The 23,251-nt window shown below is 71.0% G+C and carries 22 protein-coding genes and 5 pseudogenes; 13 read left to right on the plus strand and 14 right to left on the minus strand.

What is annotated here, in order from left to right:
- Positions 1-266: 266 nt before the first annotated feature.
- The gene (locus tag AB0E85_RS10360) at positions 267-1,253 is read right to left on the minus strand and encodes a pirin family protein (protein ID WP_361924622.1); all 987 of its coding nucleotides are present in this window, start codon (positions 1,251-1,253) and stop codon (positions 267-269) included.
- 72 nt (positions 1,254-1,325) lie between these two features.
- Here AB0E85_RS10360 and AB0E85_RS10365 point away from each other — a divergent pair.
- Positions 1,326-1,628: pseudogene (locus tag AB0E85_RS10365) on the plus strand (carboxymuconolactone decarboxylase family protein); the annotation flags it as partial.
- A 57-nt stretch (positions 1,629-1,685) separates the two neighbouring features.
- On the opposite strand, the gene AB0E85_RS10370 reads toward AB0E85_RS10365, so the two are convergent.
- On the minus strand, positions 1,686-2,153 hold the full coding sequence (locus tag AB0E85_RS10370; protein WP_361924624.1) for a MarR family transcriptional regulator: 468 nt from the start codon (positions 2,151-2,153) through the stop codon (positions 1,686-1,688).
- Positions 2,154-2,224: 71 nt separating this feature from the next.
- Here AB0E85_RS10370 and AB0E85_RS10375 point away from each other — a divergent pair, with 71 nt between their 5' ends.
- Positions 2,225-2,524: a hypothetical protein gene (locus AB0E85_RS10375; RefSeq protein ID WP_361924626.1), complete on the plus strand. Its 300-nt coding sequence runs from the start codon at positions 2,225-2,227 to the stop codon at positions 2,522-2,524.
- A gap of 6 nt (positions 2,525-2,530) precedes the next feature.
- Here the strand turns inward: AB0E85_RS10375 and AB0E85_RS10380 are convergent, their stop codons facing one another.
- Both AB0E85_RS10380 and AB0E85_RS10385 read right to left on the minus strand, forming a co-directional pair.
- A complete protein-coding gene (locus AB0E85_RS10380; RefSeq protein WP_361924722.1) occupies positions 2,531-3,199 on the minus strand; it encodes a DUF5701 family protein in 669 nt (222 codons plus the stop codon).
- Positions 3,200-3,424: 225 nt separating this feature from the next.
- A pseudogene (locus tag AB0E85_RS10385) lies at positions 3,425-4,195 on the minus strand (hypothetical protein); the annotation flags it as partial.
- Positions 4,196-4,398: 203 nt separating this feature from the next.
- Between AB0E85_RS10385 and AB0E85_RS10390 the strand changes: the two are divergent.
- Positions 4,399-5,337, plus strand: a complete 939-nt coding sequence (locus AB0E85_RS10390) for an aminoglycoside phosphotransferase family protein (RefSeq protein WP_361924628.1) — start codon at positions 4,399-4,401, stop codon at positions 5,335-5,337.
- Positions 5,338-5,369: 32 nt separating this feature from the next.
- Here the strand turns inward: AB0E85_RS10390 and AB0E85_RS10395 are convergent, their stop codons facing one another.
- Positions 5,370-5,822, minus strand: a complete 453-nt coding sequence (locus AB0E85_RS10395) for an Lrp/AsnC family transcriptional regulator (RefSeq protein ID WP_033307166.1) — start codon at positions 5,820-5,822, stop codon at positions 5,370-5,372.
- A 111-nt stretch (positions 5,823-5,933) separates the two neighbouring features.
- Here AB0E85_RS10395 and AB0E85_RS10400 point away from each other — a divergent pair, with 111 nt between their 5' ends.
- Complete coding sequence (locus tag AB0E85_RS10400; RefSeq protein WP_361924631.1) at positions 5,934-6,560, plus strand: LysE family translocator; 627 nt, start codon at positions 5,934-5,936, stop codon at positions 6,558-6,560.
- A 159-nt stretch (positions 6,561-6,719) separates the two neighbouring features.
- Positions 6,720-9,125 carry a SpoIIE family protein phosphatase gene (locus tag AB0E85_RS10405; RefSeq protein WP_361924633.1) on the plus strand — a complete coding sequence of 802 codons (2,406 nt, stop codon included), beginning with the start codon at positions 6,720-6,722 and terminating at the stop codon, positions 9,123-9,125.
- A 33-nt stretch (positions 9,126-9,158) separates the two neighbouring features.
- Here AB0E85_RS10405 and AB0E85_RS10410 read toward each other — a convergent pair.
- A pseudogene (locus AB0E85_RS10410) lies at positions 9,159-9,737 on the minus strand (SDR family oxidoreductase); the annotation flags it as partial.
- On the opposite strand from AB0E85_RS10410, the gene AB0E85_RS10415 reads away from it, so the two are divergent.
- The 3 genes from AB0E85_RS10415 (at position 9,636) to AB0E85_RS10425 (ending at position 13,531) form a co-directional block, all read left to right on the plus strand.
- A complete protein-coding gene (locus AB0E85_RS10415; protein WP_361924635.1) occupies positions 9,636-10,949 on the plus strand; it encodes an ATP-grasp domain-containing protein in 1,314 nt (437 codons plus the stop codon). The pseudogene AB0E85_RS10410 and the gene AB0E85_RS10415 sit on opposite strands and share 102 nt — an antisense overlap.
- A 16-nt stretch (positions 10,950-10,965) precedes the next feature.
- Positions 10,966-13,005: a CocE/NonD family hydrolase gene (locus tag AB0E85_RS10420; RefSeq protein WP_361924637.1), complete on the plus strand. Its 2,040-nt coding sequence runs from the start codon at positions 10,966-10,968 to the stop codon at positions 13,003-13,005.
- Positions 13,006-13,126: 121 nt separating this feature from the next.
- Positions 13,127-13,531, plus strand: coding sequence for a DUF779 domain-containing protein (locus tag AB0E85_RS10425; RefSeq protein ID WP_361924639.1), 405 nt, complete (start codon positions 13,127-13,129; stop codon positions 13,529-13,531).
- A 190-nt stretch (positions 13,532-13,721) separates the two neighbouring features.
- On the opposite strand, the gene AB0E85_RS10430 is transcribed toward AB0E85_RS10425, so the two are convergent.
- Positions 13,722-14,294, minus strand: coding sequence for a dihydrofolate reductase family protein (locus AB0E85_RS10430; RefSeq protein WP_361924641.1), 573 nt, complete (start codon positions 14,292-14,294; stop codon positions 13,722-13,724).
- Between the two features lie 172 nt (positions 14,295-14,466).
- Between AB0E85_RS10430 and AB0E85_RS10435 the strand changes: the two genes are divergently transcribed.
- Together AB0E85_RS10435 and AB0E85_RS10440 are read left to right on the plus strand one after the other, a co-directional pair.
- Positions 14,467-15,405: a LysR substrate-binding domain-containing protein gene (locus tag AB0E85_RS10435; RefSeq protein WP_361924643.1), complete on the plus strand. Its 939-nt coding sequence runs from the start codon at positions 14,467-14,469 to the stop codon at positions 15,403-15,405.
- Between the two features lie 127 nt (positions 15,406-15,532).
- Positions 15,533-15,664 (plus strand): annotated as a pseudogene (locus AB0E85_RS10440) (IS5/IS1182 family transposase); the annotation flags it as partial.
- On the opposite strand, the gene AB0E85_RS10445 reads toward AB0E85_RS10440, so the two are convergent.
- Both AB0E85_RS10445 and AB0E85_RS10450 read right to left on the minus strand, forming a co-directional pair.
- Positions 15,636-15,971: an ankyrin repeat domain-containing protein gene (locus AB0E85_RS10445; protein WP_361924645.1), complete on the minus strand. Its 336-nt coding sequence runs from the start codon at positions 15,969-15,971 to the stop codon at positions 15,636-15,638. The pseudogene AB0E85_RS10440 and the gene AB0E85_RS10445 sit on opposite strands and share 29 nt — an antisense overlap.
- A gap of 122 nt (positions 15,972-16,093) precedes the next feature.
- A complete protein-coding gene (locus AB0E85_RS10450; protein WP_361924647.1) occupies positions 16,094-16,558 on the minus strand; it encodes a GNAT family N-acetyltransferase in 465 nt (154 codons plus the stop codon).
- Positions 16,559-16,653: 95 nt separating this feature from the next.
- Between AB0E85_RS10450 and AB0E85_RS10455 the strand changes: the two genes are divergently transcribed.
- Positions 16,654-17,382: a DUF2625 domain-containing protein gene (locus AB0E85_RS10455; protein WP_361924649.1), complete on the plus strand. Its 729-nt coding sequence runs from the start codon at positions 16,654-16,656 to the stop codon at positions 17,380-17,382.
- Positions 17,383-17,397: 15 nt separating this feature from the next.
- Here the strand turns inward: AB0E85_RS10455 and AB0E85_RS10460 are convergent.
- The 4 genes and pseudogenes from AB0E85_RS10460 to AB0E85_RS10475 all read right to left on the minus strand — a co-directional run.
- Positions 17,398-17,496: pseudogene (locus AB0E85_RS10460) on the minus strand (IS5/IS1182 family transposase); the annotation flags it as partial.
- 129 nt (positions 17,497-17,625) lie between these two features.
- Complete coding sequence (locus AB0E85_RS10465; RefSeq protein WP_361924724.1) at positions 17,626-17,874, minus strand: methyltransferase domain-containing protein; 249 nt, start codon at positions 17,872-17,874, stop codon at positions 17,626-17,628.
- 18 nt (positions 17,875-17,892) lie between these two features.
- Positions 17,893-18,402: a GNAT family N-acetyltransferase gene (locus AB0E85_RS10470; protein WP_361924651.1), complete on the minus strand. Its 510-nt coding sequence runs from the start codon at positions 18,400-18,402 to the stop codon at positions 17,893-17,895.
- A 197-nt stretch (positions 18,403-18,599) separates the two neighbouring features.
- Positions 18,600-18,761: a hypothetical protein gene (locus tag AB0E85_RS10475; RefSeq protein WP_361924653.1), complete on the minus strand. Its 162-nt coding sequence runs from the start codon at positions 18,759-18,761 to the stop codon at positions 18,600-18,602.
- A gap of 91 nt (positions 18,762-18,852) precedes the next feature.
- Here AB0E85_RS10475 and AB0E85_RS10480 point away from each other — a divergent pair, with 91 nt between their 5' ends.
- Positions 18,853-19,323: an SRPBCC domain-containing protein gene (locus AB0E85_RS10480; protein WP_361924655.1), complete on the plus strand. Its 471-nt coding sequence runs from the start codon at positions 18,853-18,855 to the stop codon at positions 19,321-19,323.
- Between the two features lie 10 nt (positions 19,324-19,333).
- Here AB0E85_RS10480 and AB0E85_RS10485 read toward each other — a convergent pair whose 3' ends face one another.
- Positions 19,334-19,960, minus strand: coding sequence for a chorismate mutase (locus AB0E85_RS10485; protein ID WP_361924657.1), 627 nt, complete (start codon positions 19,958-19,960; stop codon positions 19,334-19,336).
- Positions 19,961-20,299: 339 nt separating this feature from the next.
- On the opposite strand from AB0E85_RS10485, the gene AB0E85_RS10490 reads away from it, so the two are divergent.
- On the plus strand, positions 20,300-23,161 hold the full coding sequence (locus AB0E85_RS10490; protein WP_361924659.1) for a glycosyl hydrolase 115 family protein: 2,862 nt from the start codon (positions 20,300-20,302) through the stop codon (positions 23,159-23,161).
- The last annotated feature ends 90 nt before the right edge of the window (positions 23,162-23,251 follow it).

Here is a 23,251-nt window from a genome sequence, read left to right on the forward strand (position 1 = left end):
GCCTGGGGTACGACGCGACGTACGGGCAGGCCGACGCGATCCGCTTGCCGACGGCGTCGTCGATCCCGGCGTGGAAGAAGACGCGCCGCTCCGCGCGGTCGTGGTGGCCGTCAGCCCGGCACGGCCACCGTCGGCCAGGATCGCGTACAACTGCTCGGTGTCCGACCGCCGGACGGAAGGAACGGCGGAGGAGTGACTGATCGGATGCCTTTCCTGTGGCCTCGCAGGGGAGTTGGGCGGCGGGGGCGCCCGGGCCCGTCGGGAACTCAGCGGTGGACGGGGTTCCGGCGGGGTGTGATGACGGCGTTCGGCAGGGCCGGTGCGGGCAGGCGGCGTCCAGCGTGGCCTTCGACGGCGCCGAAGCGGTCGGAGCCGGCCTGCCAGTCCTCCCGGGCCCGGACGATGTCCTGGTGGCTGCGGCCGATGAAGTTCCACCACATGACGATCTCCTCCTCGAAGGGAGGGCCGCCGAGCAGGACGGTACGCGCGGGAGCGTCGGACTCGTTGGACACCGTGAGGGTGTCGGTGCCACGAGGGACGTAGCCCAGTTCCGCCGGGCGCAGCGGGGTGCCGAGGAGGCGGGCGTCCCCGCTGTCGACGAGGAGGCCGTGCTCGTAGGCGGTGTCCACGGCGAGGGTGAGCGTCGCGTGCGGTTCGAGGACGATCTCGGCGCCGAGCAGGGGTGTGAACGTCCGCACCGGTGAGGTGCTGCCGGCGAGCGAGCCGAGGAAGACCTTGATCTCGGCGCCGTCGGCCCGCACGGGCCGCGGGACGTGGTGCTGGAAGTCGCGGGCGGCGTTCCGGTGCTCTTCGGGCAGTGCCACCCACAGCTGGACGCCGTGCAGGACGGTGGTGTCCGGGGTGGAGACCTCCGAGTGGGCGATGCCGTACCCGCCGGTCATGAGGTTCATCTCGCCGGGCCGGACCAGGGCGTGGGTGCCGAGGGAGTCGCGGTGTTCGATCTTCCCGCTGAACAGCCAGCTCACCGTCTGCAAGCCGGTGTGCGGATGCGGGGGCACGTCCATGCCCGTCGCACCGGCGTCGACCGGGCCGTAGTGATCTGCGAAGCACCAGGCTCCGATCAGTGTCCTGGCCCGCTGCGGCAGTGTCCGGCGCACGAGCAGGGCCCGCGGTCCGCCCAGGGGCACTTCACGCGCCGACAGCACGTCCACCCGGGATGCCGTGGCCGGACGGTCGCCGTCGGCGGCCGTTCCGCACCTCAGCGCGGCCGGGTCGGTTTCGACATTGCTCACCGGGACCACCTCTCCCCCACTCTAGTTGTCACATCAACTATGATGCCACGGAGGCACACTGGCGGCCACAGCGACCTGCACACCGGCAAGGCCCAGCGCGCGGGCGAGTCGCCACAGCGGCCGGCGGTGCTGCCGGCCTGGCGGGACACCAGCGTGTTCACCCCCGCCGAACGCGCGGCGCTCGAACTCGCGGAGGCGGCGAACGATCCGGCGGACACCCCAGCACAGGCGGACGCCTGCGCGACAGCCCGGCAGATGCTGACCGAGGATCAGATCTCCGCCGCGATCTGGGTGGTGATCACCATCGGCGCGTTCGACCGGGTGTCGATCCCGAGCCGACATCCGGTACGGCCGCACGCGGCGGATCGGCCCTGAGGGCACCGACGTCGGGGCGCGGACGGCGCCACGCTCATCCGCCCTGCTCCTGCCGGCTCAGGACGGGTCCTCGTCCATCGCGCGGATGACGCGCTCGGAGATCTCTGCCAGCACCCGCAGTTCGGCGGGCGTGACATGGTCCAAGAACAGGTCACGCACCGCCTCGGCGTGGCGGGGCGCGGCGGCCTCGATCGCCTCGCGCCCGGCGTCCGTGATCACCACGAACGCGCCGCGCCCGTCCTCGGGGCACTCCTCCCGGACGACCATGCCCCGTGCGGCCATCCGCGCGATGTGGTGGGACGTCCGGCTCTTCTCCCACTCCAGCGCCCGGGCCAGGTCCTGGTGGCGCCGCCGCCCGTCCGGACTGCCCGTGAGAAGCACCAGCACCGCGACATCCGCAGGCGACACCTTCGACTCCGACTGGAGCACACGCCCCAGCCGCCCCCCGAGCCGCTCGTGCAGCCGGACGAAGCCGCGCCACGCGCGCTGCTCCTCCGGTGTCAGCCATCCCACCGTCTCTCCCATGGGGGAAGTGTAGGCATGGTTGATACATCACCGAATGAGAAGGCGTCATGGGCCGGACGTATCATCGCGCGGTGGGCACTGGGGTGGGGATCACGGCGCCGTTCGGCCGGCTGCTGCGCACGCTGCGGCACAGCCGTCGCGTCCGCGGGCAGTTCGACGCCCGCGGACGGCACAAGCAGGCGGGCCAGGTGCACCTGCACCTGGCCCACGCGCTGGCGTGTCTCGGCGAGCGGGCCGAGGCGGCAGCGGAGTACCGGGCCGCGCTCGCCCTGGAGGACCGCGCGCCCGCGGACGTGCGGGACGAGGCCCGCGCGGGTCTCGCCGCGCTCACCGCGGGGAGGCCGGCGCCGCTCACCCGGTTCGCGCAGTGACGGGACTCAGCCCCGACGGCCCGTCGTGGAGGCGAAGCCCAGCCACGTGTGCCGGTTGTTCCACCAGCACCAGCCGACCTTGGGCGCATTGCGGCGCTCACGGCCGTCCCGGCCGGTGCCGTTGCTGATCCAGATGGCGGGAGTGCGGGCGTCGAAGCTGCCGTTGGGCTTGCGCAGCCGGGAGCCGATGGTCATGAAGCAGAGGTTCCGCTCCAGGGCCTCGGGCTGCTGGAGCACCCAGTGGATGCCCTCGGTGAGCACCAGCGGGGTGCGGTCCTCCTGGGTGAGGGCGGGCAGGGCCTCGTCCGGGGACCAGTTGGCCATGTGGTCGCCGCGGTCGATGCCGTGGACCAGGTAGAGCGGGGCGTCCGGCAGTTCGAGGGAAGAGGGGGCGAACTCGTCGACGTCGGGCATGTCGACGACGACGAAGCCCGGCTTGCCGTCGCGGCGGAGCAGCGGCGCGAGGGCCGAGGCGGGGGCCCGGTCCGGGTGCACGGCCAGCAGGGCATCGCGGCCGTCGGCCCCGGCTTCGGCCCGCGCGGCGAACGTGCGGATCTCCTCGGCGGACAGGCCGGCGATCTCGTGCACCCCGAGCTCGATCAGCCGCTCGGCCTGCGCGCTCAGGGCCGGGGGCGCGGTCAGAACGGTGGACGGGTCGGGCGTGGTCTCGGGCACGATGCTCCCTGGGTCGGCGACACGGGCGGACTCGGACGTGGGCGAACTCAGGGGCAACGAGCCGCTCCGCCGGGATGTTCCCGCTCCCCCGCATCTGTCGTCGCGCCGCCGGCCAGTCCGTGGAGCCGCCATTCGCGGGGCGCCATTCCGTAGGCCGCGCGGAAGGGCGCGGCTGAAGTGGCTGGGGCTCGTGAACCCCCAGCGCCGGCCGACGGCCGCGACCCCGTCCCCGAGGGCCGGGGAGCGCAGCAGATCCCGGCGGCACCGCTCCAGCCGCTGCGTCCGGATCCACTCCCCGATCGTCACGCCCTCCGACCGGAACAGCTTGTGCGGGTAACGGGCCGAGACGAAGTGCGCGGCGGCGATCGCGGGCGGTGCGAGGCCGGGGTCGGCGAGGTGGCGCAGGATGTGGTCGTTGACGCGCACCAGGGTGGCCGCCGCGGCCTCCGGGGCCTGGGGGGTGAAACGGCCGGACCGCTCGGCGATCAGCAGCGCCAGCAGGTCCAGCGCCGTGGCGGCGTACTGCCGACCGGCGACGGCGTCGAGGTGCGCCGCTTCGCGGGCCAGCCGTGCGAAGTAGGTGGCCACCAGGGCGGCGCTGCCCTCCCGGCCGGAGAACGCCGTGGCGGTCAGCGCCCGCGGGTCCGCGTCGCGCACCCGGAGATCCTGGCGGGGGAAGTGGAAGGAGGTGAAGCAGAACGCGTTCTCCACCTTCTTCCGGAACAGCCGGGAGGAGTCGGAGAGGGAGAAGTCGCCCGGTCCGATGCGTGCCTCCCTGCCGTCCTGCTCCTTGAGAGCACCGCCCCGCCGTTGCAGGGTCAGGATGAGGAACTCCTTGCCGTCCCGGGCGATCAGCTTCCTGCTGCGCGTCACGACCTGCGGACCGGCCTCGACCTGCGAGACCTGCAAGGAACCCAGACGGTTGCTGACGATGCTGCCGGGCGACGGATCGTCTTCGAGGAGTCGTACGTCGAGCGGGATGAAGGTGCGGCTCACCTGCCAGCGCTCCCCCCGTTCGGCCGCGGACAGTGACGCGGTGGAGCCGGTGCAAGGGACCAGGCCACGCTAGGGCGGGCCCGGGCGGGCCGATTGCCCCGCAGCGCACCGGTTGTTGATCCGGGGCGCACAGCCGGCGCCGGGTCTTAACCGGATGCGTCGCCGGTGTCCGGCGTGACAGCATCGGCGCCATGGAAGGGTTCATGACACCTGATCAGATGTCCGCCCGCACCTCCCGTGCTCTCGCCGCCGCCGTCGCCGCGGGGCGCGATCTGGGGCTCGACGTGGCCGACGCGAGGGTCGTCTACGACGTGTTCTCCGTCGTGGTGCACCTGGCTCCGTCACCCGTGGTGGTCAGGGTGCCGACCGTCCTGCCGTCGTACGCCGACGCCGGCTCCCAGGCCGCCCGGCAGCGGCAGGAGCTGGCCGTGGCGGGGTGGCTCGCGGATCAGGGACACCCGGTGATCCCGCCGAGTCCGCTGGTCCCGCGGGAGCCCGTGCTGCGGGACGGGTTCTCGATGACGTTCTGGCAGTTCGTCGAGCTGGACCAGAGCGCCGAGCCGGATTTCGTGCGTCAGGCCGGCCTGGTCGCCGACCTGCACGCCGCGCTGCGCTCCTACCCGGGTGAGCTGCCGTTCCTCTCCGCGGCCGAACCGAGGTTCGTGACCGAGGGGCTTGCCGCGCTCGCAGCCCGCCCCGATCTCCTGGAGCCGGCCGATCTGGACCGGGCGCGGCGCGAGTGGGAGGTGCTGGAGCCGGTCGTCGCCTCACGCGCGGGGTTCGAGGCGGTGTTCCCCGGCATCGGGTTGCAGCCGGTCCACGGGGACGCCCCGGCGGCCAACATCGTCTCCGGCCCGGACGGCGTCCTGTACTCCGACTTCGAACTGACCACGCTCGGGCCGGTCGAGTGGGACCTGGCGGCCCTCGGCCCCGAGTGCGAGGCCGCTTACGACGCGGCGGCCGGGCGGCTGGGGCTGCGCCGGCTGGACCAGGACGTGCTGCGGGTCGTCAACGCGGTGGGCATGTCCCGCGCGGTGGCCTGCCTCGCACTCGCGCCACAGCTGCCCCTGCTGGTGGACGCGCTCAAGCCGGCGGTCGAGCAGTGGCGGTCGATGCCGTTCGCCGGGGGACTGGGCGGCTGAGGCGCACCGCCCGCGCGATGGCCGCCGGCCGCTCACTCGGGCAGCGGGCGGTCGTCGACGACGTGCTTCATGACGAGGGTGGAGTTGAGGCGCTGGACGCCGGGGAGCCGGGCGAGCTGCTGGTCGTAGAGCCGTTGGAAGGCGGTCAGGTCGGTGGCGGCCACCCGCAGGAGGTAGTCGGGGTCGCCGAACAGCCGCTGGGCCTGGAGCACGTGCGGGACGGCGGCCACGGCCTCTTCGAACGCGGAGACCGTGTCGGCGTCCTCCAGGCGCATGGTGACGAAGACGAGCGCCTCGAAGTCGAGGCCCACGGCGGACGGGTCCACCACCGCGCGATATCCGCGGATCGCACCCTCGCGTTCGAGGTCGCGCAGCCTGCGGTGGCAGGGCGAGACGCTCAGCTTCACGCGCGCGGCCAGCTCGGTGACCGTGAGACGGCCGTCCAGCTGAAGCTCGGTAAGAATTTTCCGGTCCAGGGCATCCATGGAGAAGATTCTGCCTCAGAGACCGCGATCAAGGAGAAAAGAAGGGAACACCTTCGGTTCGATCCGGCCTAACCTTCCTCTCGCACCACCGCATGTGAGAGGGAACGATCGATGGACACGACCACGCTGGCGGCCTTCCTGGCAGTGGATCTGCTGCTGATATTCACCCCCGGCGCGGACTGGGCCTACGCGATCACGTCCGGCCTGCGGGACCGGTCGGTCGTGCCGGCGGTCGCCGGGCTGGTCGCCGGATACGCGGGCTACACCCTGCTCGCCGTGGCGGGGCTTGTGGTGATCGTGGCGAGCTCCGCGACGCTGCTCACCGCGCTCACCGTGGCCGGCGCCGGTTACCTGGTGTGGCTCGGCTGGGGAGTGCTCCGGCAGCCGGCCGCCTTGACGGCCTCCGGGGCGGAGGTGGCCCCCGAGGGCACCTCCCGTGCGCGGGTCATGCTCAGGGGCATCGGGATCAGCGGACTCAACCCCAAGGCCCTGCTGCTCTACTTCTCCCTGTTCCCGCAGTTCATCGACCCCGCGGGGGCCTGGCCGGTCGCCGGCCAGACCGGCCTGCTCGGCTCGCTGCACATGACCGCCTGCGCCGTCGTCTACCTCACCGTCGGCGTCCTGGCCCGCACGGTCCTGAGGACCAGGCCCGCCGCGGCCCGGGCGGTGACCCGTCTCTCCGGCGCGATGATGATCGTCATCGGCGGGTTCCTGCTGGTGGAGCGCCTGGCCGGCTGACGGTCCCGGCGGGTGCTCGATCAGGCGATCCGCACGGCCGTCCGGGTGTTCGGGCTGGTCACCGCAGCGCCTCTCGGCAGACGAGCCTCAGCGAGTCGGGAGCGGGACAATCGGTGCAGGGAAGCGTGAGCAGACTGGGGCGGCACACCCGGAGGCACCGTGGAGGGACGCGTACCGGAGGACTTGGTGGTCGTCGTCGACGCCGACGGGGCGATCATGGTGTGGAGCGACGGCGCTCGCCGTCTGCTCGGCTACGAACCCGCCGAGCTCCTGGGCAAGCCCGTCACCGACCTGCTCGCCGCCCGGCTCCCGGAGTCCACGCGGCGGCACGCGGCCGACGGGCGGCGCTGGGCCGGAGAGGTGGCCCTGCGGCACCGGGACGGCAACCGCGTCGTAGTCCGGCTCCAGGGGACGCCACTGGCCGACGGCGAAGGCGGGCGGCTCTGGCTCGTGACCGGCACCGTGCCCGTCTACACGGCGGCCCCGGCCGAGCACGGGAGCCTGCCGCCGCTGTGGGACCTCACACTCGCCCAGCTCCCCGTGCCGGTGGCGGTGTACGACCGGAACGCCCGGCTGGTGGCCGCCAACGAGATCATGACCCGGGTCATGGGCAGGTCCGTGGCGGACATGAAAGGCCTGACCCTGTGGGAGATCGAGCCGAACCCGCCCTTCGACGAGTACGACCGCCTCCAGCGCGAGGTCCTGCGCACCGGCGAGATGATCTTCCACGAGGAGCACGCGAAGGCCCCGGGCCAGACCCGGCCGCACGCCTGGTCCATGTTCCTGTCGCCGCTGAAGGACGAGACCGGCGCGGTCCACGGCATGTCGGCGACCGTGTTCGACACGACGGAGCAGTACTGGGCCCGCCGCCGGCTTGCGGTGCTCAACGAGGCCAGTCTGCGCATCGGCAGCACCCTGGACGTGACCCGCACGGCCGAGGAGATGGCCGAGGTGGCCGTGAGCGGGGGCTTCGCGGACTTCGTGACCGTGGATCTGCTGGAGTCCGTAGCCCTGGGCGACGAGCCGGGACCGCTGCCGCCGGACGCACCGGTCACCGTGCGGCGCACCGCACAGCGGTCGGTGCTCCAGGGCTGCCCGGAGTCGGTGGTCGCCTCGGGCGAGACGACCCGCTACCCGGTGGGGACGCTGCCGCTGCGGACGCTGAGCGCCGGCCGGGGCGTCCGGCACCGGCCCGGGGACCCGGAGCTGCGGGAGTGGCTCGAGTCCTCCCCCGCCCGCGCCGAGACCGTGTCCCGGCACCTGATCCACTCGGTGATGATCGTGCCGCTGCGCGCCCGGGGGGTGACGCTGGGCCTGGTGCACTTCCTCCGGCACCGCACGCCGGAGTGGTTCAGCGAGGACGACCTGCTGCTCGCGGAGGAGATCGTCGCCCGGGCCGCGGTGAGCGTGGACAACGCCCGCCGGTACACCCGCGAACGCCGCACGGCGCTCGCCCTCCAGCGCAGCCTGCTCCCCGAGCGGCCCCCGCAGCTGGCGGCGATGGACGTCGCCTACCGCTACCTGCCCACCGGGGCCGGCGCGGACATCGGCGGCGACTGGTTCGACGTGATCCCGCTGTCGGGCGCCCGCGTGGCCCTGGTGGTGGGCGACGTGGTGGGCCACGGCATCCAGGCGTCGGCCACGATGGGCCGGCTGCGGACGGCCGTGCGGACGCTCGCGGACGTCGATCTCGCGCCCGACGAGCTGCTCACCCAGCTGGACGACCTCGTCATCCGGCTGGACCGGGAGGAGGGCCCGGAGGTGCGCGGCGAGCGGGAGGCCTCGGGACAGGTCGGCGCCACCTGCCTATACGCGGTGTACGACCCGGTGTCCCGGCGTTGCACCATGGCGCGCGCCGGGCATCCGGCGCCCGCGCTGGTCACCCCTGGGGGCGCCGTACGGTTCCTGGATCTGCCGGCCGGGCCGCCGCTGGGTCTGGGCGGCCTGCCGTTCGAATCCTCCGAGGTGCAACTGGAGGAGAACAGCCTGCTCGTCCTCTACACCGACGGTCTGATCGAGGCGCCCGACCATGACATCGAGGTCGGGATCGGCCTGCTGCACCGAGCGCTGAGCACCCCCGGGGGCACGCTCGACGAGACCTGCGACCGGGTGCTGCGCACGGTGCTGACCGGCCGGTCCGAGGACGACATCGTGCTGATGCTGGCGCGGACGGCCGTTCTCGACCCCGCGAAGGTCCACACCTGGCAGCTGCCGCCGGAACCGGCGGCCGTGGCCCGGGCCCGCAAGATGGCGGGTGAGCAGCTGGCCGAATGGGGCCTGACGGAGGCGGAGTTCGCCACCGAACTGATCGTCAGCGAGCTGGTCACGAACGCGCTGCGGTACGGCGGCGCGCCCATCGAGCTGCGGCTGATCCGCGACTCGACGCTCATCTGCGAGGTGTCCGACGGCAGCAACACCGCGCCGCACCTGCGCCGGGCCCGGGTCTTCGACGAGGGCGGCCGGGGCCTGCTGCTCGTCGCCCAGCTCGCCGAGCGGTGGGGCAGCCGCCAGACGGCCACGGGCAAGACCATCTGGGCGGAGCAGCCCCTGCCCGCCGCGCTGTGAGCCGGACTGCCGCGTGTCGACGATGCCGCCGGTCACCGCGATGACCTCGCCGACGGTGTAGCCGGAGTCGGCCTCGGAGGCGAGGTAGCCGTACGTCCCCGCGATCTCCTCGGGCTGGGCCGCGCGCTCCAGCGGGGCCTCGCTGCCGACGTGGGCGAGCCCGTCCGGCGGCATGTGCGGATCGGCCTCGTTGAGCGGTGTCCATGTCGGGCCCGTCGCGACCACGTTGGCCCGCACCCCGCGCTTGGCCAGACGCGTGGGAACGGACTTGGTCAGCGTGATCAGCGCCGCCTTGGACGCCGCGTAGTCGATCACCGTGGTCGGAGTCGGCGCGGCCCGCTCGACCGGACGCGCCCTCCTTGCCCGGGCCGCGTTCCCAGGACGGCGGCGGGCATGTCCCGGCCGCCCGGAACGGGTGCGATGCCCGGACCGGAATGCCGGCAGGCACGACGGGTACTCCGAGGATCTTGCAAGCCGGCCTCCGGGCCGTACTTCGCCGGAAGGAGAACCGTGTCTGACGAGACGGTGAAGAACGTCTTCGTGATCGGACTCGACGAGGCCAATCTGCCCACGCTCCAGCAGGTCCCGGGAGCCGACCGGCTGCGTTTTCACCAGCTGCTGACGATCGAGGAGCTCCAGGTCGGTGAAGTGCACCTGCCCACGCTGCTCGACAAGGCCCAGGGCGTGCTCGACGCGTTCGACGGCAGCATCGACGCGATCGTCGGCTACTGGGACTTCCCGGTCAGCACCCTCGTCCCGATGCTGAGCGAGCGCTACGGCACCCGCAGCACCAGCCTGGAATCGGTGGTCAAGTGCGAGCACAAGTACTGGAGCCGGCTGGAGCAGCAGAAGGTGACCGACCGGCACCCGCGTTTCGGGCAGGTCGACCTGTCGGCCGAGCCGCCGCGCCCGCCGGATGACGTGACCTTCCCGATGTGGCTCAAGCCCGCCCTGTCGTATTCCTCGGAACTCGCCTTCGGCGTCGGTGACGAAGAGGAGTTCCGCAAGGCGGTCTCCGAGATCCGCGAGGGCATGTCCCGCATCGGCCGCCCCTTCGAGCACATCCTCGAACGCATCGACCTGCCGCCGGAGATGAACGGCGTGGGCGGCCGGGTCTGCCTCGCGGAGGAGTCCATGTCCGGCGTCCAGGTGGCCGTCGAGGGCTACGTCCATCAGGGCGAGGTGACGGTCTACGGGGTCCTGGACTCCATCCAGTACCCGGACTCCCCCTGCTTCCTGCGCCACCAGTACCCCTCGACACTGCCACCGCCGGTCATCGCGCAGCTGCACGACGTCAGCGAGCGCGTGATGCGGCAGATCGGGATGGACTCGGCCACCTTCAGCATCGAGTACTTCTACGACCCGCGGACCCAGGAGATCAACCTGCTGGAGATCAACCCGCGGCACTCCCAGTCGCACGCGGAGCTGTTCCAGTACGTCGACGGCGTGCCCAACCACCACTGCATGGTCCGTCTCGCCCTGGGTGAGGACCCGCACATGCCGCACCGCGAGGGCGAGTACGCCATGGCGGCGAAGTGGTACCACCGCTGGTTCACCGACGGCGTGGTGCGCCGGGCGCCGGGCCCCGAGGAGATCGCCCGCATCGAGCGGGAGACCCCGGGCGTGCGCATCGAGGTGATTCCCACGCAGGGCGACCGGCTCTCGGACCTCCCCGGTCAGGACAGCTACAGCTACGAGCTGGCGCACATCTACACCGGCGGCGCGGACGAGGCGGAGCTGCGGGAGAAGTTCGACCACTGCGTGGCGGCCCTGGGCCTGGCCTTCGAGGACGCCCCGGCCGAAGCCGACGCAGCCGAGAAGTGAGGAGCACGTGGGTTCCATGCGTTACGTGACCAATCTGCCGTACGAGACGAAGGAGGAGGAGCACGTCACGATCCCGATGTCCGACGGGGTCCGGCTCTCCGCGCACATCTGGCGGCCCACCTCCTCGGACCAGGAGCCGGTGCCGGCGGTGCTGGAGTACATCCCGTACCGCAAGCGCGACCTGACGGCCGTACGGGACTCGGTCCACCACCCCTACCTCGCCGGGCACGGCTACGCGTGTGTCCGCGTCGACCTGCGCGGCACCGGCGACTCCGAAGGCGTGCTGCGCGACGAGTACCTGGAGCGGGAGCAGGCGGACGCCGAGGAGATCCTGGCCTGGCTGGCGGAGCAGCACTGGTGCGACGGCGGCACGGGCATGATGGGCATCTCCTGGGGCGCGTTCGCTGCGCTCCAGGTGGCGGCCCGCCGGCCGCCGAGCCTGAAGGCCATCGCCATCGCCTCGTTCACCGACGACCGGCACGCCGACGACATGCACTACATGGGCGGCGCCCTGCTGTCGGACAACCTGGCCGAGGCGGGCACCATGTTCGCCTACGGCACCTGCCCGCCCGACCCGGCCGTGGTCGGTGACCGCTGGCGCGGGATGTGGCACGAGCGGCTGGAGAACACCGAGCCCTGGGTGCTGGAGTGGCTGCGTCACCAGCGGCGCGACGACTACTGGCGGCACGCCTCGGTGTGCGAGGACTACACGAGCGTGCGCTGCCCGGTGCTGGCCTCCAGCGGCTGGGCGGACGGCTACTCCAACGCCGTGACCCGGCTGCTCGGGAACCTGGACGTACCCCGCAAGGGGCTGATCGGACCCTGGTCGCACAAGTTCCCGCACCTCGGGGAGCCCGGCCCGGCGATCGGCTACCTCCAGGAGCTGGTGCGGTGGTGGGACCACTGGCTCAAGGGCGTCGACAACGGCGTCATGGACGGCCCCATGCTGCTGGCCTGGATGCAGGACAGCGTGCCGCCCTCCACGTCCTACGAGGAACGGCCGGGTCGCTGGGTCGGCGAGCCGGACTGGCCGTCGCCGCACATCCGGCCCGAGACGCACCCGCTCACGCGGCACACGATCGGTCCCGCGCAGGACGCCACGGCTGTGCCCGCCGAGGGCGGCGCGGCGATGACCGTGCGCTCGCCGCTGTCCGTCGGCCAGTTCGCGGGCAAGTGGGCCTCCTACAACGCGCCCCCGGACCTGCCCTACGACCAGCGGGAGGAGGACGGCGGCTCGCTCGTCTTCGACAGCGAGCCGCTGACCGAGCCGGTGGAGATCCTCGGCTCGCCGAGCGTGGAGCTCGACCTGACGGTCAGCGAGCCGGTCGCCCTGGTGGCCGCGCGGCTGTCCGACGTGAGCCCCGACGGCGCCGCGACCCGCGTCTCGTACGGCATCCTGAACCTGACCCGCCGTGACAGCGCCGAATCCCCCGAGCCGTTGGAGCCGGGCCGGCGCTACCGGGCCACCATCCCGCTGAACGGTGTGGCGCAGGCGTTCCCGCCGGGCCACCGCATCCGGCTTTCCCTGTCGACGTCCTACTGGCCGCTGGCCTGGCCCGCGCCCAAGCCGGCCCTGCTCGGCGTCCACGAGCACTCCAGCACGCTCACCCTGCCGGTGCGGCCGGTGGACGAGCCCGACGAGGTGCCGTCGTCGCCCTTCGGCGAACCCGAGGGCACTCCCCCGCTCGCCATGACCCAGGTGACGCCCCCGGAGGAGCGCTGGGACGTCAAGCGGGATCTGATCGGCTACCGCTCCGAGCTGGACATCGTGAAGGACCGGGGCACGGTCCGCTTCGAGGACATCGGCCTGGAGGCCGGCCGCCGCGCCCACGAGCGCTACACGGCGGTCGCCGACGACTTCACCTCGGTCGGCGGCGAGTCCACGTGGACCATGCGGTTTTGCCGGGACGACTGGGACGTGCGGGTGGTCACCAGCACCCGGCTCACGTGCGACGAGACGGACTTCTTCGTCGACGCGACCCTCGACGCGTACGAGGCCGACCGCCGGGTCTTCTCCCGCACCTGGAACGAGAAGGTCCCCCGAGACCTGCTGTAGCCGGCGTCGGTTCGGCCGGGGCGGTACCGCTTCCGCCCTGTGGCCTCCTGCCCGCCCTCGGGCGGATACTGGACGACTCGCGATCCGGACCGGTCACCGACCCCGCCGTCAGGAGGACCACATGACCGTGCGCACAGGACGTGTCGAACTGACCCCCGCCGCCGAGGAACTGCTGCGGCGGCTGACCGGGACGCACGGGCCGGTGATGTTCCACCAGTCCGGCGGCTGCTGCGACGGCAGCGCCCCGATGTGCTACCCGCGCGGCGAGTTCCGGGTCGGCGCCTCGGACGTCCTGTTGGGGCACGTGGCCGGGGACACCCCGTTCTGGATGAGCGCGGACCAGTTCACGTACTGGTCGCACACCCATCTCACCGTGGACGTGGTCCCCGGCCGCGGCAGCGGCTTCTCGCTGGAGGCCCCGGAGGGCGTTCGCTTCCTGCTCCGCTCCCGCCTCCTCACCGACGAGGAACTGCGCCGCCTCGACACGGAACCGCCCCTGCCGAACGGGGCGGGCGACGGTGCTTAGGGAGTTTCGTTCGATCAGTCGGGCGTTGGTCCGGGTGTGCCGTTGACTGACGCACAGTGGGCGCGGATCGAGCGGTCGCCACCGGACCGGACGCCGCAGCGGGGTGGTCGCTGGCGGGATCACCGGGATAAAGCCTGCGGGCATGATTCCAGGTGATGTCGCGTGTGAGCGTTGGTGGGTGCGCGAGTGGTCACCGAACCATGTCGAACACGCTTTTCTGCAGGCCGTTTGCGTACGTCTCATGTTCGACAAGCCTCAACTTCTGGGTGTCTTTGTCAGTGGCGCTGAACAGGCGCTTGCCCTTGCCCAGCAGGAGCGGGAAGACGAGCAGGTGGTAACGGTCGATCAGGCCGGCATCCGAAAGAGCCTGGTTCAAGGAGGCGCTGCCATGGACGATGATCGGGCCGCCCTCGGTCTCCTTCAGCGCGGCGACGTCGTCGAGTGAGCGCAGGATCGTGGTCTCGCCCCAGTTCGACACCAAGGTGTCCTCGATGAGGGTGGTGGAGACGACGTACTTGGGCATCACCTTGTAGTCGGCGAAATCCTCCATGTCCGGCCACACAAGGCTGAAGGACTCGTAGCTGACCCGGCCCATCAGCATCGCGGTGGCTTGCTTCTGCTCCTGGCCTTTGATCTCGAATGCCTCCGGGAGGAACTCCATGTCCTTGAACGTCCAGCCCGAGTTCCGGTAGCCGGGCTCGCCGCCCGGTGCCTCCACAACGCCGTCGAGCGAGACGAAGGCAGTGCTGATCAAGGTACGCATCCAAAGTCTCCAATGGGTCTGGGCAAGGCTTGGTCGCGGCTTCACGAAACGGTCGGAGCCCGGCAGACGGTTGCGTCAGCTGCCTGCCTGAAGACGATCTCCTGCCGGACCGGTACGCATCAACGTAGGATCCGCGAAGAACTGTTTAGTCAGGTTCAACGATGAGGATGCTGTGCTGGAACGACAGGAGACCGAGGTCTTCCTGACACTCGCCGAGGAGCTGCACTTCGGCCGTACCGCCGATCGACTGCGGTGCAGCCCGGGCCGGGTCAGCCAAGTCGTCAAGTGCCTGGAACGGCGCATCGGCGCACAGCTGTTCCTGCGTACCAGCCGCCGCGTCACACTCAGCGCGATCGGTGCGCAGCTGCGTGATGACCTCCTGCCCGCACACCGGCAGATACAACTGGCATACCGGCGGGCCGTCGTAGCCGCGCGTGGCATCGCGGGCCCCCTCCGGGTGGGTTACTCCACCCCGTGGGTGGCCGACGCCGTCCTGCGTGCGGGTGCGGTCCTTTCCGCGCGGCACCCGAAGTGCACCGTCGAGGCCCAGGAAACCCAGTTCGCCGACCCGTACGGGCCGCTGCGCTCCGGTGAACTTGACGTCCAAATCAGCGAGTTCCCCGTACGCGAGGCGGATCTGACGGCCGGACCGGTGCTCTTCACAGAACCAAGGGCACTCATGGTCCCCGCACAGCACCCCCTGGCCCGGCAGGACACTGTCTGTCAGGAGGATCTCGCGCGTGCCCCGCTCATCACGTTCGCGGCCGAGTTCCCCTCCTACTGGCTCGAGTGCCACCTGCCCACCCACACACCCGGCGGGCAGCCCATCGCGCGCGGACGCGCCGTGCGCTACTGGGCCGAGGTCCTCTCCCACGTCGCCGCCGGACACGGCGTAGCACCTGTGGCCGCCCGTGCCGAGGCGTATCACGCTCGCCCCGGTATCGCGTTCGTTCCGTTCCGCGACGCACCTACCATCGATTACGGCCTGCTGTGGCCCACCGACCGCGCCACGCCCGCCGTCCAGGCCCTGGTAACCGTCCTGTGCGAAACGGTTACGGCTGAGCGTTCGCCGGGTTCCGCCCGGATCGGCCAGGCGCATCCCGGCGTCTGAGTCGCGCAGCGGCCAGCCCAGCTATTGAACTCTCAATTACGAAGTAGTCGGCTCGCTGCCTGGCGCAGATCGTCAGGGTGGCCGCGATACCGGCGAAGGCCAGAAAATCCTCGGCCTATGGGGGACTGTGGCGCGAACGGTGGCGTGGCGGTCTGGGTGACGTCGCCTGCACCGCCGCTATAAGCGCCAGGCCGAGCACTTCCTCGCCTTCACCAGCATCGCCTGCACCCTCATCTGGTATCGGCGGCTCGTCTGCTGATGTGGGCCTGCAGCAGTTTCACGGCCACGTCGTGGCCGTAGTGATTGGCTGTGTCCATGGGTGTGCGGCCGTCTGGGTCTGCGAGCTCCGGATCAGCTCCGAAGGCCAGCAACACGGCCGTGGTGTGCACCGTCAACGGCTGCCCGCTCTGCAGGGAGCCGTCACCCTCGGCGTCGATCGCGTGCGTCAGCAGCGTCATGTTGCTGAAGACCTCGTCGGGATCGGAACCAGCGGCCAGCAACCGGGCCAGGGCCTCGGCATCCTCCTGCTCAACCGCTTGATGCGCGGGTGTCCAGTAATCGCTCACCACGACATCCGACCCTCCCCACAGCACGCCTGCCAGCGCCTGTCTATGCCATGAGTCACCGCTTGAGATGACGTCTTATTCCGTGCCCAGCGGGACTGGCGACTCGGAGGCGGCACTCCGGTTCAGTCCAGCTCCAGCACCCCCACCGTTTCACCCTCGCTGATCTCTCCAGTCTGTCGAAATCCGAGTGCCAGGTAGAAGCCTGCTGGACCATCCGCTCCGGGGACCCAGCTGGTGGTCAGACGTGTGCCGCCCCTGCGCCGGATCTCGGCGGCCACGGACTCCACCGCGAAGCGTCCGTAGCCCCGGCCCTGCTTTCCGTCTGCGATGTTGAGACGCCACAGGCCGGAGCGAAAGTCGATGCCTTTGCCGCTCCAGTCGCTGTCGAAGAAGGCCATAAGAAACCCCACGACCTCGTCGTCATCACTGATGAGCCGGGGCCACGCGATGCCGGGATGAACATATGCCTCGGCGAGCGACTTCACCACGGGCGCTACCGCATGTTCCTGGTCGGGGCGGACCCTCAGGTTGATCGCAGTCTCAAAGTTGTCGGGGGTGATCTCTCGCAGGCGCAGTGAGAACGGCATATCCACAGGCTAATGAGAGGTCATCTCGACAGGCAGGCAGTTTCTCGGAGCACCCTGCCAGCTGGGACGCTCTGTGCAGGTGCGACGATGCGGGCATGCGTGAGTTGAGCCAGCTGATCGATGTCGAGGAACCCGCCTGGCCGGAACTCAGGGCGACACTCGAGGCAAGTTCGGTGTCTGTAGAGGTGCTCCCGCCCGATGGCGATCTGGGTAGGGCGTCGATTCTTCAGCTGCAGGTCACGGCCGGGTCGTACCTGGGTGCGGTGGTACTGCACTGCGGTGGTCTGCTGGTGGACGATGGATGGCTGCGGGTCTTCGGCAGCCCCGCCGGTGGGGCTGCGTACGAGGTGATGAACCTGGCTCGCGTGAATCAGTTCCCCGCAGCGTTCGACCCAGCGTGGCGACCGGAGACCGGGCTGGTGGTCGCTCACGACGTGCTGGGCGGCGTCTTCGCTCTCAACGGCGCTGCTCCTGCCGGCGTCGGCCGTCCCGGCGGCCCTGGCGAGGTTGTGTACTTCGCCCCGGATTCCCTTCGCTGGGAGGCTTTGGGTGTCGGTCACTCGACGTGGCTGGCCTGGCTGGTGTCCGGCGCACTCGATGAGTTCTACACCAGTCTGCGCTGGACCGGATGGAAGGAGGAGGTCCGGGCGCTGAACAGCAATCAGGGCCTGTCGCTGTTCCCGCCGTTGTGGTCTGCCGAGGCGCGCCAGGACATCTCCGCGACCAGCCGGCGCGCCGTGCCCATGAAAGAGCTGCTCGGCGTCGCCCGGGACGCACACCGACAGTTCGATGGGGCTGATCCGGGCTTTCTGGGCACCGTGTGAATCGGCCGCCACGTCCAGCCGGCGGTAGCAGATCAGGATGGCAGCGATCCCGGCGAAACCCAGGAAGTGCTCGGCCTTGCGCTCATAGCGACGATGAAGACGGCGGCACCCAGCCCTGACCAGGCGCCTCGCCCAAGGGCGCAACCCCCGGCTGGCCGAGGAAACCGACCGCTGTCGATGGCTGACCGGCCAAGGCCAGTTTGACGACGGAAGCCTCAGCCCATCGCCTTGAGCAGGGCGACGTCAAGCCTGGCCATGTGCCATCAGGGCTGCGTGAGGCAACGCGAATCCACCGCCCGGACCGGCAAACTCCGATTCCGGAGCCGCCAGCGCGGCCCGGACGACCATCCCGGGCTCGGCATCCACCGCCGTCACCTTCGCTCCCCGCTCAGATGCACCTGCGGCGGCGGCACCCGTGCCCGTCCCGACATCGAGGACGGCACAGGCGCAGCACGGTGCGGCCTCAAGGCCCTGTCCGAACAGAACGAGCAGGGCCTTGCGGCCGGGTCATCAGCTCAAATCCGTCCCCGGGTCTATGGCCCAGTGGTTGGTCAGGAAAGTCCGGCCTGCGAAGGTCACGTCGGCCTCTGAGAGGAACCGGAAGCCGACAGAACGGCAGATGCCGTTGGACGCTGCGTTCTGGATGGCCGGAAAAGCGTGCACGACACCCCAGCGGCCCTCGTCTCGGGCCTGCTCCAGGAGCGCGCGGACCGCACGCTTACCCACCCCCTGCCCTTGGAATTCAGGCAGAACCATCCAGCCGATCTCGGACATCGGCCCCTCACCGATGTCACGGAACCGTATGGTCACCGTCCCCGCCACCACGTCCGGGGCAACCGGATCGGGAACGATCATCTTGACCCACGCAAGGTCGGCTGCCGCCTGCTGGGCGTCCCGGCGGACCGTGTCGGCCATCCCCGCTCGCGGCAGAGCCCCGCCGAGGTCGGCCATCATGACGGGATCACACCGCATTCGAACATAGGCGTCGATATCACCCGGTAGCACGTTGCGTAATTGCACTGGCCGCTCCCTCGGATCCATCGGGGATGATCCCACAGCTCGCCAAGTCGATCACCAGCGGCTTTGGACGCATCACAAGCTTTTCCGAGCAGCGGACCCGGCAGACGAGCCGGGGAGCCATCTCGTACTCCTCGGCGTGGCCCGGCCAGGTGTCGGCCAGGCTCTCGCCGGTGCGTCGCACTTCTTCTCTCGCCGGGTCATCGCCACGAGAGCGGTACAGCGCGTGCGTTGATCTCGGTCAGCCGGAGCGCCACCGTGATCACGAAGTGGCGGCAGAACTCGAACTCCTCCTGGTAGGGGGCGTATCCGGGCTCCATGACCACATGCGGCGTCTCCGGCTCACCGAAGGTGGAGCTCACGCCAGGAGTGAGGTGGGTGAGCGGCGGTTTCGGTGCGTGCCGGGCGTCGCGACGCCGCCGGGATCCGTCAGGAGCCCCGTAGGGTGGGCTCATGTACACGTCCCGATCCTCCGGTCATGTCGACGCTCCCCGAGCCGCCGTGTACCGGGCACTGGTGAGCGCTGAGGCGATCGCGCGCTGGCGCGTGCCGGACGGGATGAGCGGCGAGGTGCACGAGTTCGACGCCCGCGAGGGCGGCAGGTTCCGGGTGTCGCTCACCTACGAGGCGCCGGACGCCTCGGGGAAGTCGGCCGCGCACACCGACACCTACCACGGTCACTTCGCGCGGCTGGTGCCGGACGAGCAGGTGGTCGAGGTGCTGGAGTTCGAGTCCGTCGACCCCGCGTTGCGCGGCGCCATGACGCTGACGACCACGCTGACCGACGCTCAGGGAGGCGGCACCGACGTGCTCATGGTCCACGAGGGCATCCCCGACGCCGTGCCCGCCGCCGACAACGAGACGGGCACACGCATGGCCCTGGCGAACCTGGCCCGGTTCGTCGAGGCCGGCGGTTCTGCCTGACGGACGAGGCCTACCTGGGCCCGGCGCACACCGACGGCAACGCCCGCCCCAGTCCCTCCAGGTGCAGGACGTCGAGCCGGTGGGTGTACGCGGACCAGCCGACCGCCGTGGCCAGGCGCGGGCCGCACGACGGCCCGGTCCGGGTCCGTTCCGTGTCCCGCAGCGCGGCGAGCAGCCCGGTGGTGATGCGGTCCAGGGCCGGGCGGACCTCCCTTGCCAGGTCGGGGCGCTCGGTGGGGCGCTCGCCCGGGTGCGCGTCCCAGCGGGCATGCAGAGCGCGCTGCACCAGCTTGTTCGCCTCGATCTGGTCCCGGAACGCGGCGGCGACGGCATCCGGTTCGAGCCCGAGGGAGGATGCCCGCGCCCGGACGTCGTCCAGGATCTGCGCCTCGCGCGCGGGGTCGTCGATCGGGGTGTCCGTGCCGTACTTGGCGGCGGCGACCTTGTCGGCCAGCAACAGCCGTTCGACGAGCAGGTCGGTCACCGGAGTGAGGCCGTGGGCGGCGGCCGTCCGGCCGGCAGGTACGGGGCGCTGGGTTTCGGCGGTGGCCGGGCCGGCCGGGCCGAGGGCCAGAGCGGTCGCCGTCGCCATGGCGCCGAGGGCGGTGAGAGCGGAACGGAGTCGTCGAGGGCGCACCGGGTTGACCTTCCGTGGGGGGCGAGGCAGCCGCCAACTTACCGATCATCCACGGGGCGCGCGACGGCACCAGATGCGTCAAGTGCCGCCGCCCAGCGGGCAGTCGGCGAGTGCCGACGTGCCGCGGCGGTCCCACGGCCCCCATCTGGACGCCCTCCCACGGCCTCGCCTAGGGTGCCGTGGCAAGCGCTTTCTAGCCTGCCCATGCCAACCCCCTGTGCGCGCAGCCCGCCGACGGCCCGTACGAGGAACCGCCGCGGAGCCGGCGCGGAAAGGCAGTGCCCAGTGCCGCAGAGACCGTCGTTCCCGTCCGTGACCCGCAAGTCCTTCTTGCGGGGAATGGCAGCCGCCGGAGCCGCCCCCCTCCTCCCCGTCGCCGCCGCCGAGGCCGCCCCCTCGGCCCGCCGCCCCGACTTCCCCCTGCTCCGGGACGGCACCGCCGTGGAGGTCTTCGTGGACGCGGCGGACGACCCGGCCGTCCTCCGCGCGGCCGGTGACCTCCAGGCCGATGTGGAGCGCGTGGGCGGCGTGCGGCCGCGGCTCGTGCACACCGTACCGCCGCGCACCGAACTCCTCGTCCTGGTGGGGACGATCGGCGCGAGCCCGGTGATCGACCGCCTCATCGCACAGCGGCGCCTGGACGTATCCCGGGTGAAGGGCCGCTGGGAGGCGTCCGTCACCCAGGTCGTGGACCGCCCGCTGCCCGGCGTGGGACGCGCCCTGGTCATCGCCGGAAGCGACCGCCGCGGCACGGTCTACGGCGTCTACGACACCTCGGAACGCATCGGCGTCTCGCCCTGGTACTGGTGGGCCGACGTCCCCGTGGTCCGCCGGGACACGGTGACGGTCCCCGCAGGCCCCTTCGTCCGCCGGGAGCCCGCCGTCCGCTACCGCGGCGTCTTCATCAACGACGAGCAGAACCTCACCACCTGGTCCCGCCGCACCCAGGAGCCGGACAAGAACATCGGCCCGAAGACCTACGAGCGGGTCTTCGAACTGCTGCTCCGCCTGAAGGCCAACTACCTCTGGCCCGCGATGCACCCCTACTCCGACTTCTTCAACAAGCACCGCGAGAACCCCGAACTGGCCGAGCGCTACGGCATCGTGGTCGGCTCCAGCCACCCCGAGGCCATGTTGCGCAACGGCGTGCACGAGTGGCAGCCGTGGGCCGAGGAGCACCGCAACCCCGACGGCACCCTGCCGGTCTACGACTACACGGTGAACCCGGCCGTCATCTCCGACTACTGGCGGGCCCGGGCCCGCCAGAACGCCGGCTACGAGAGCAGCTGGACGATCGGCATGCGCGGTCTGCACGACTCCGCGCTGGAGACGAAGTACGCCACCACCGTCCCGGAGAAGGTCGCGGTGATGAACGACATCATCGCCGACCAGCGCCGCATCCTGGCCGAGGAAGTGGGCCCGGCGGCCGAGCCGCAGATCTTCATCCCGTACAAGGAGGTCCTGGAGCTGTACAACGCGGGCGTCGAGGTCCCGGGCGACGTCACGCTGATCTGGCCGGACGACAACCACGGCAACATGCGCCAGCTCCCCGACGAGTCCGAGCGCCGGCGCCCCGGCGGCAACGGCATCTACTACCACCTCTCCTACTGGGGGCGCCCACGGAGCTACCTGTGGCTGGACACCACCCAGCTGAGCAAGGTGTGGCAGGAGCTGCGGCGGGTCCACGAGCACCGGGCGGACCGCATGTGGATCTTCAATGTGGGTGACATCAAGTCGATCGAGACGGGGCTGTCCTTCTGCCTGGACATGGCCTGGGACGTGGACCGACGGGGCCCCGGCGACGTCGAGGACTTCCTCGTGGAGTGGGCCGGGCGCCAGTTCGGCCGGAGGTACGGCCCGGAGATCGCCGCGATCCGCACCGAGTACTACCGGCTGGCGGCACAGCGGCGCCCGGAGTTCATCGACAAGGCGGTCTTCTCGACGGTGCACCACGGCGACGAGGCGGGCCGGCGCATGTCGGAGTACGAGCAACTGCTGGACCGCACGCGGCGGCTGGGCTCGAAACTGCCCGAGGCGTACCGGGACGCCTACTACCAGCTGGTCGAGTACCCCGTCCACGGCGCGTACCTGATGAACGTGAAGTACTACTGGGCGGACCGCAACGCGCTCGCGGTCCGACAGGGCCGTGGCGCCGGAACGAACCGCTTCGCGGACCTCGCCGAGGCGGCGCACGCCGAGGAGCAGGCGATCACCCGTCGCTACAACACCGGCATCGCGGGCGGGAAGTGGGACGGGATCGTCAACCCCTACCCCTCCGAGATCCCGAAGGCGCCGGGCCGCCCGGCCGTGACCAGGATCCCCCGGCAGGAGACGTCGGGCCTCGGAGTGGCCGCCGAGGGCAACGAGACGGGTGCCGGCCGCCCGCTGTCGTTCTCTTCCTACACCCGGGACCGGCGTTTCGTGGACGTCTTCAACACCGGCTTCCTCCCGCTGGAGTGGCACGCCGAGCCGAGCGCCCCGTGGATCCGGCTGAGCACGACGGGAGGAGAACTCACCGACCAGGTCCGGGTGTGGGCCGAGATCGACTGGCCACGCGTGCCGGAGGGCACGCACCGTCCGACGCTGACCTTCACCGCAGCGGGCCGGAGCATCGAGGTGCCGCTGCTCGTGGTCGACGACGGGGAGCGGGCCCGCCGGCGGGCCCGCGGCTTCGTCGAGGCCCACGGCTACGTGTCGATCGACGCCGCGCACTTCGATCGCGCAGTGCCGCGGGGCGGGGCGCGCTGGCGGATCGTCCGCGGGCTGGGCCGCCGTACGGCCGCCGTCGAGGCGGTGCCGACGACGGCACCCCCGATCACCGAGGACCTCACCGCCCGCTCACCGGAGCTGCGGTACCGGGTCCGCTTCACCACGGCCGGCACGTTCCCGGTGACGGTCTTCCGGCTGCCCTCCCTGGACGAACGCGGCAAGCGGCGTCTCGCGGTCGGCCTCGACGACCAGCCGCCGGCGGTTCTGTCCGGCCAGGCGATCGCCACCGGCAACCGGGGCGACGCGTGGGCCCGCAATGTGGAGGAGGGCGTCGAGAAGCTGACGGCCCGGGTGACGGTGTCCGCGCCCGGTGAGCACGTGCTGAGGGTGTTCATGGTGGATCCGGGAATGGCGGTCGACCAGATCGTGATCGAGACGGGTGGGGCGGCGGGCGGGTACCTGGCGCCGCCCGAGAGTTACCGCCGTACCTGACCCGAGCCCGTCGGCATCCCGTCCTTCCGTCGGACGGGATGCCGACGGATCACTCACAACGGCATTCCTCACCGGATCCGTGTATACGGA

The organism is Streptomyces sp. NPDC029044 (assembly GCF_040637495.1).
Taxonomy (GTDB): Bacteria; Actinomycetota; Actinomycetes; order Streptomycetales; family Streptomycetaceae; genus Streptomyces.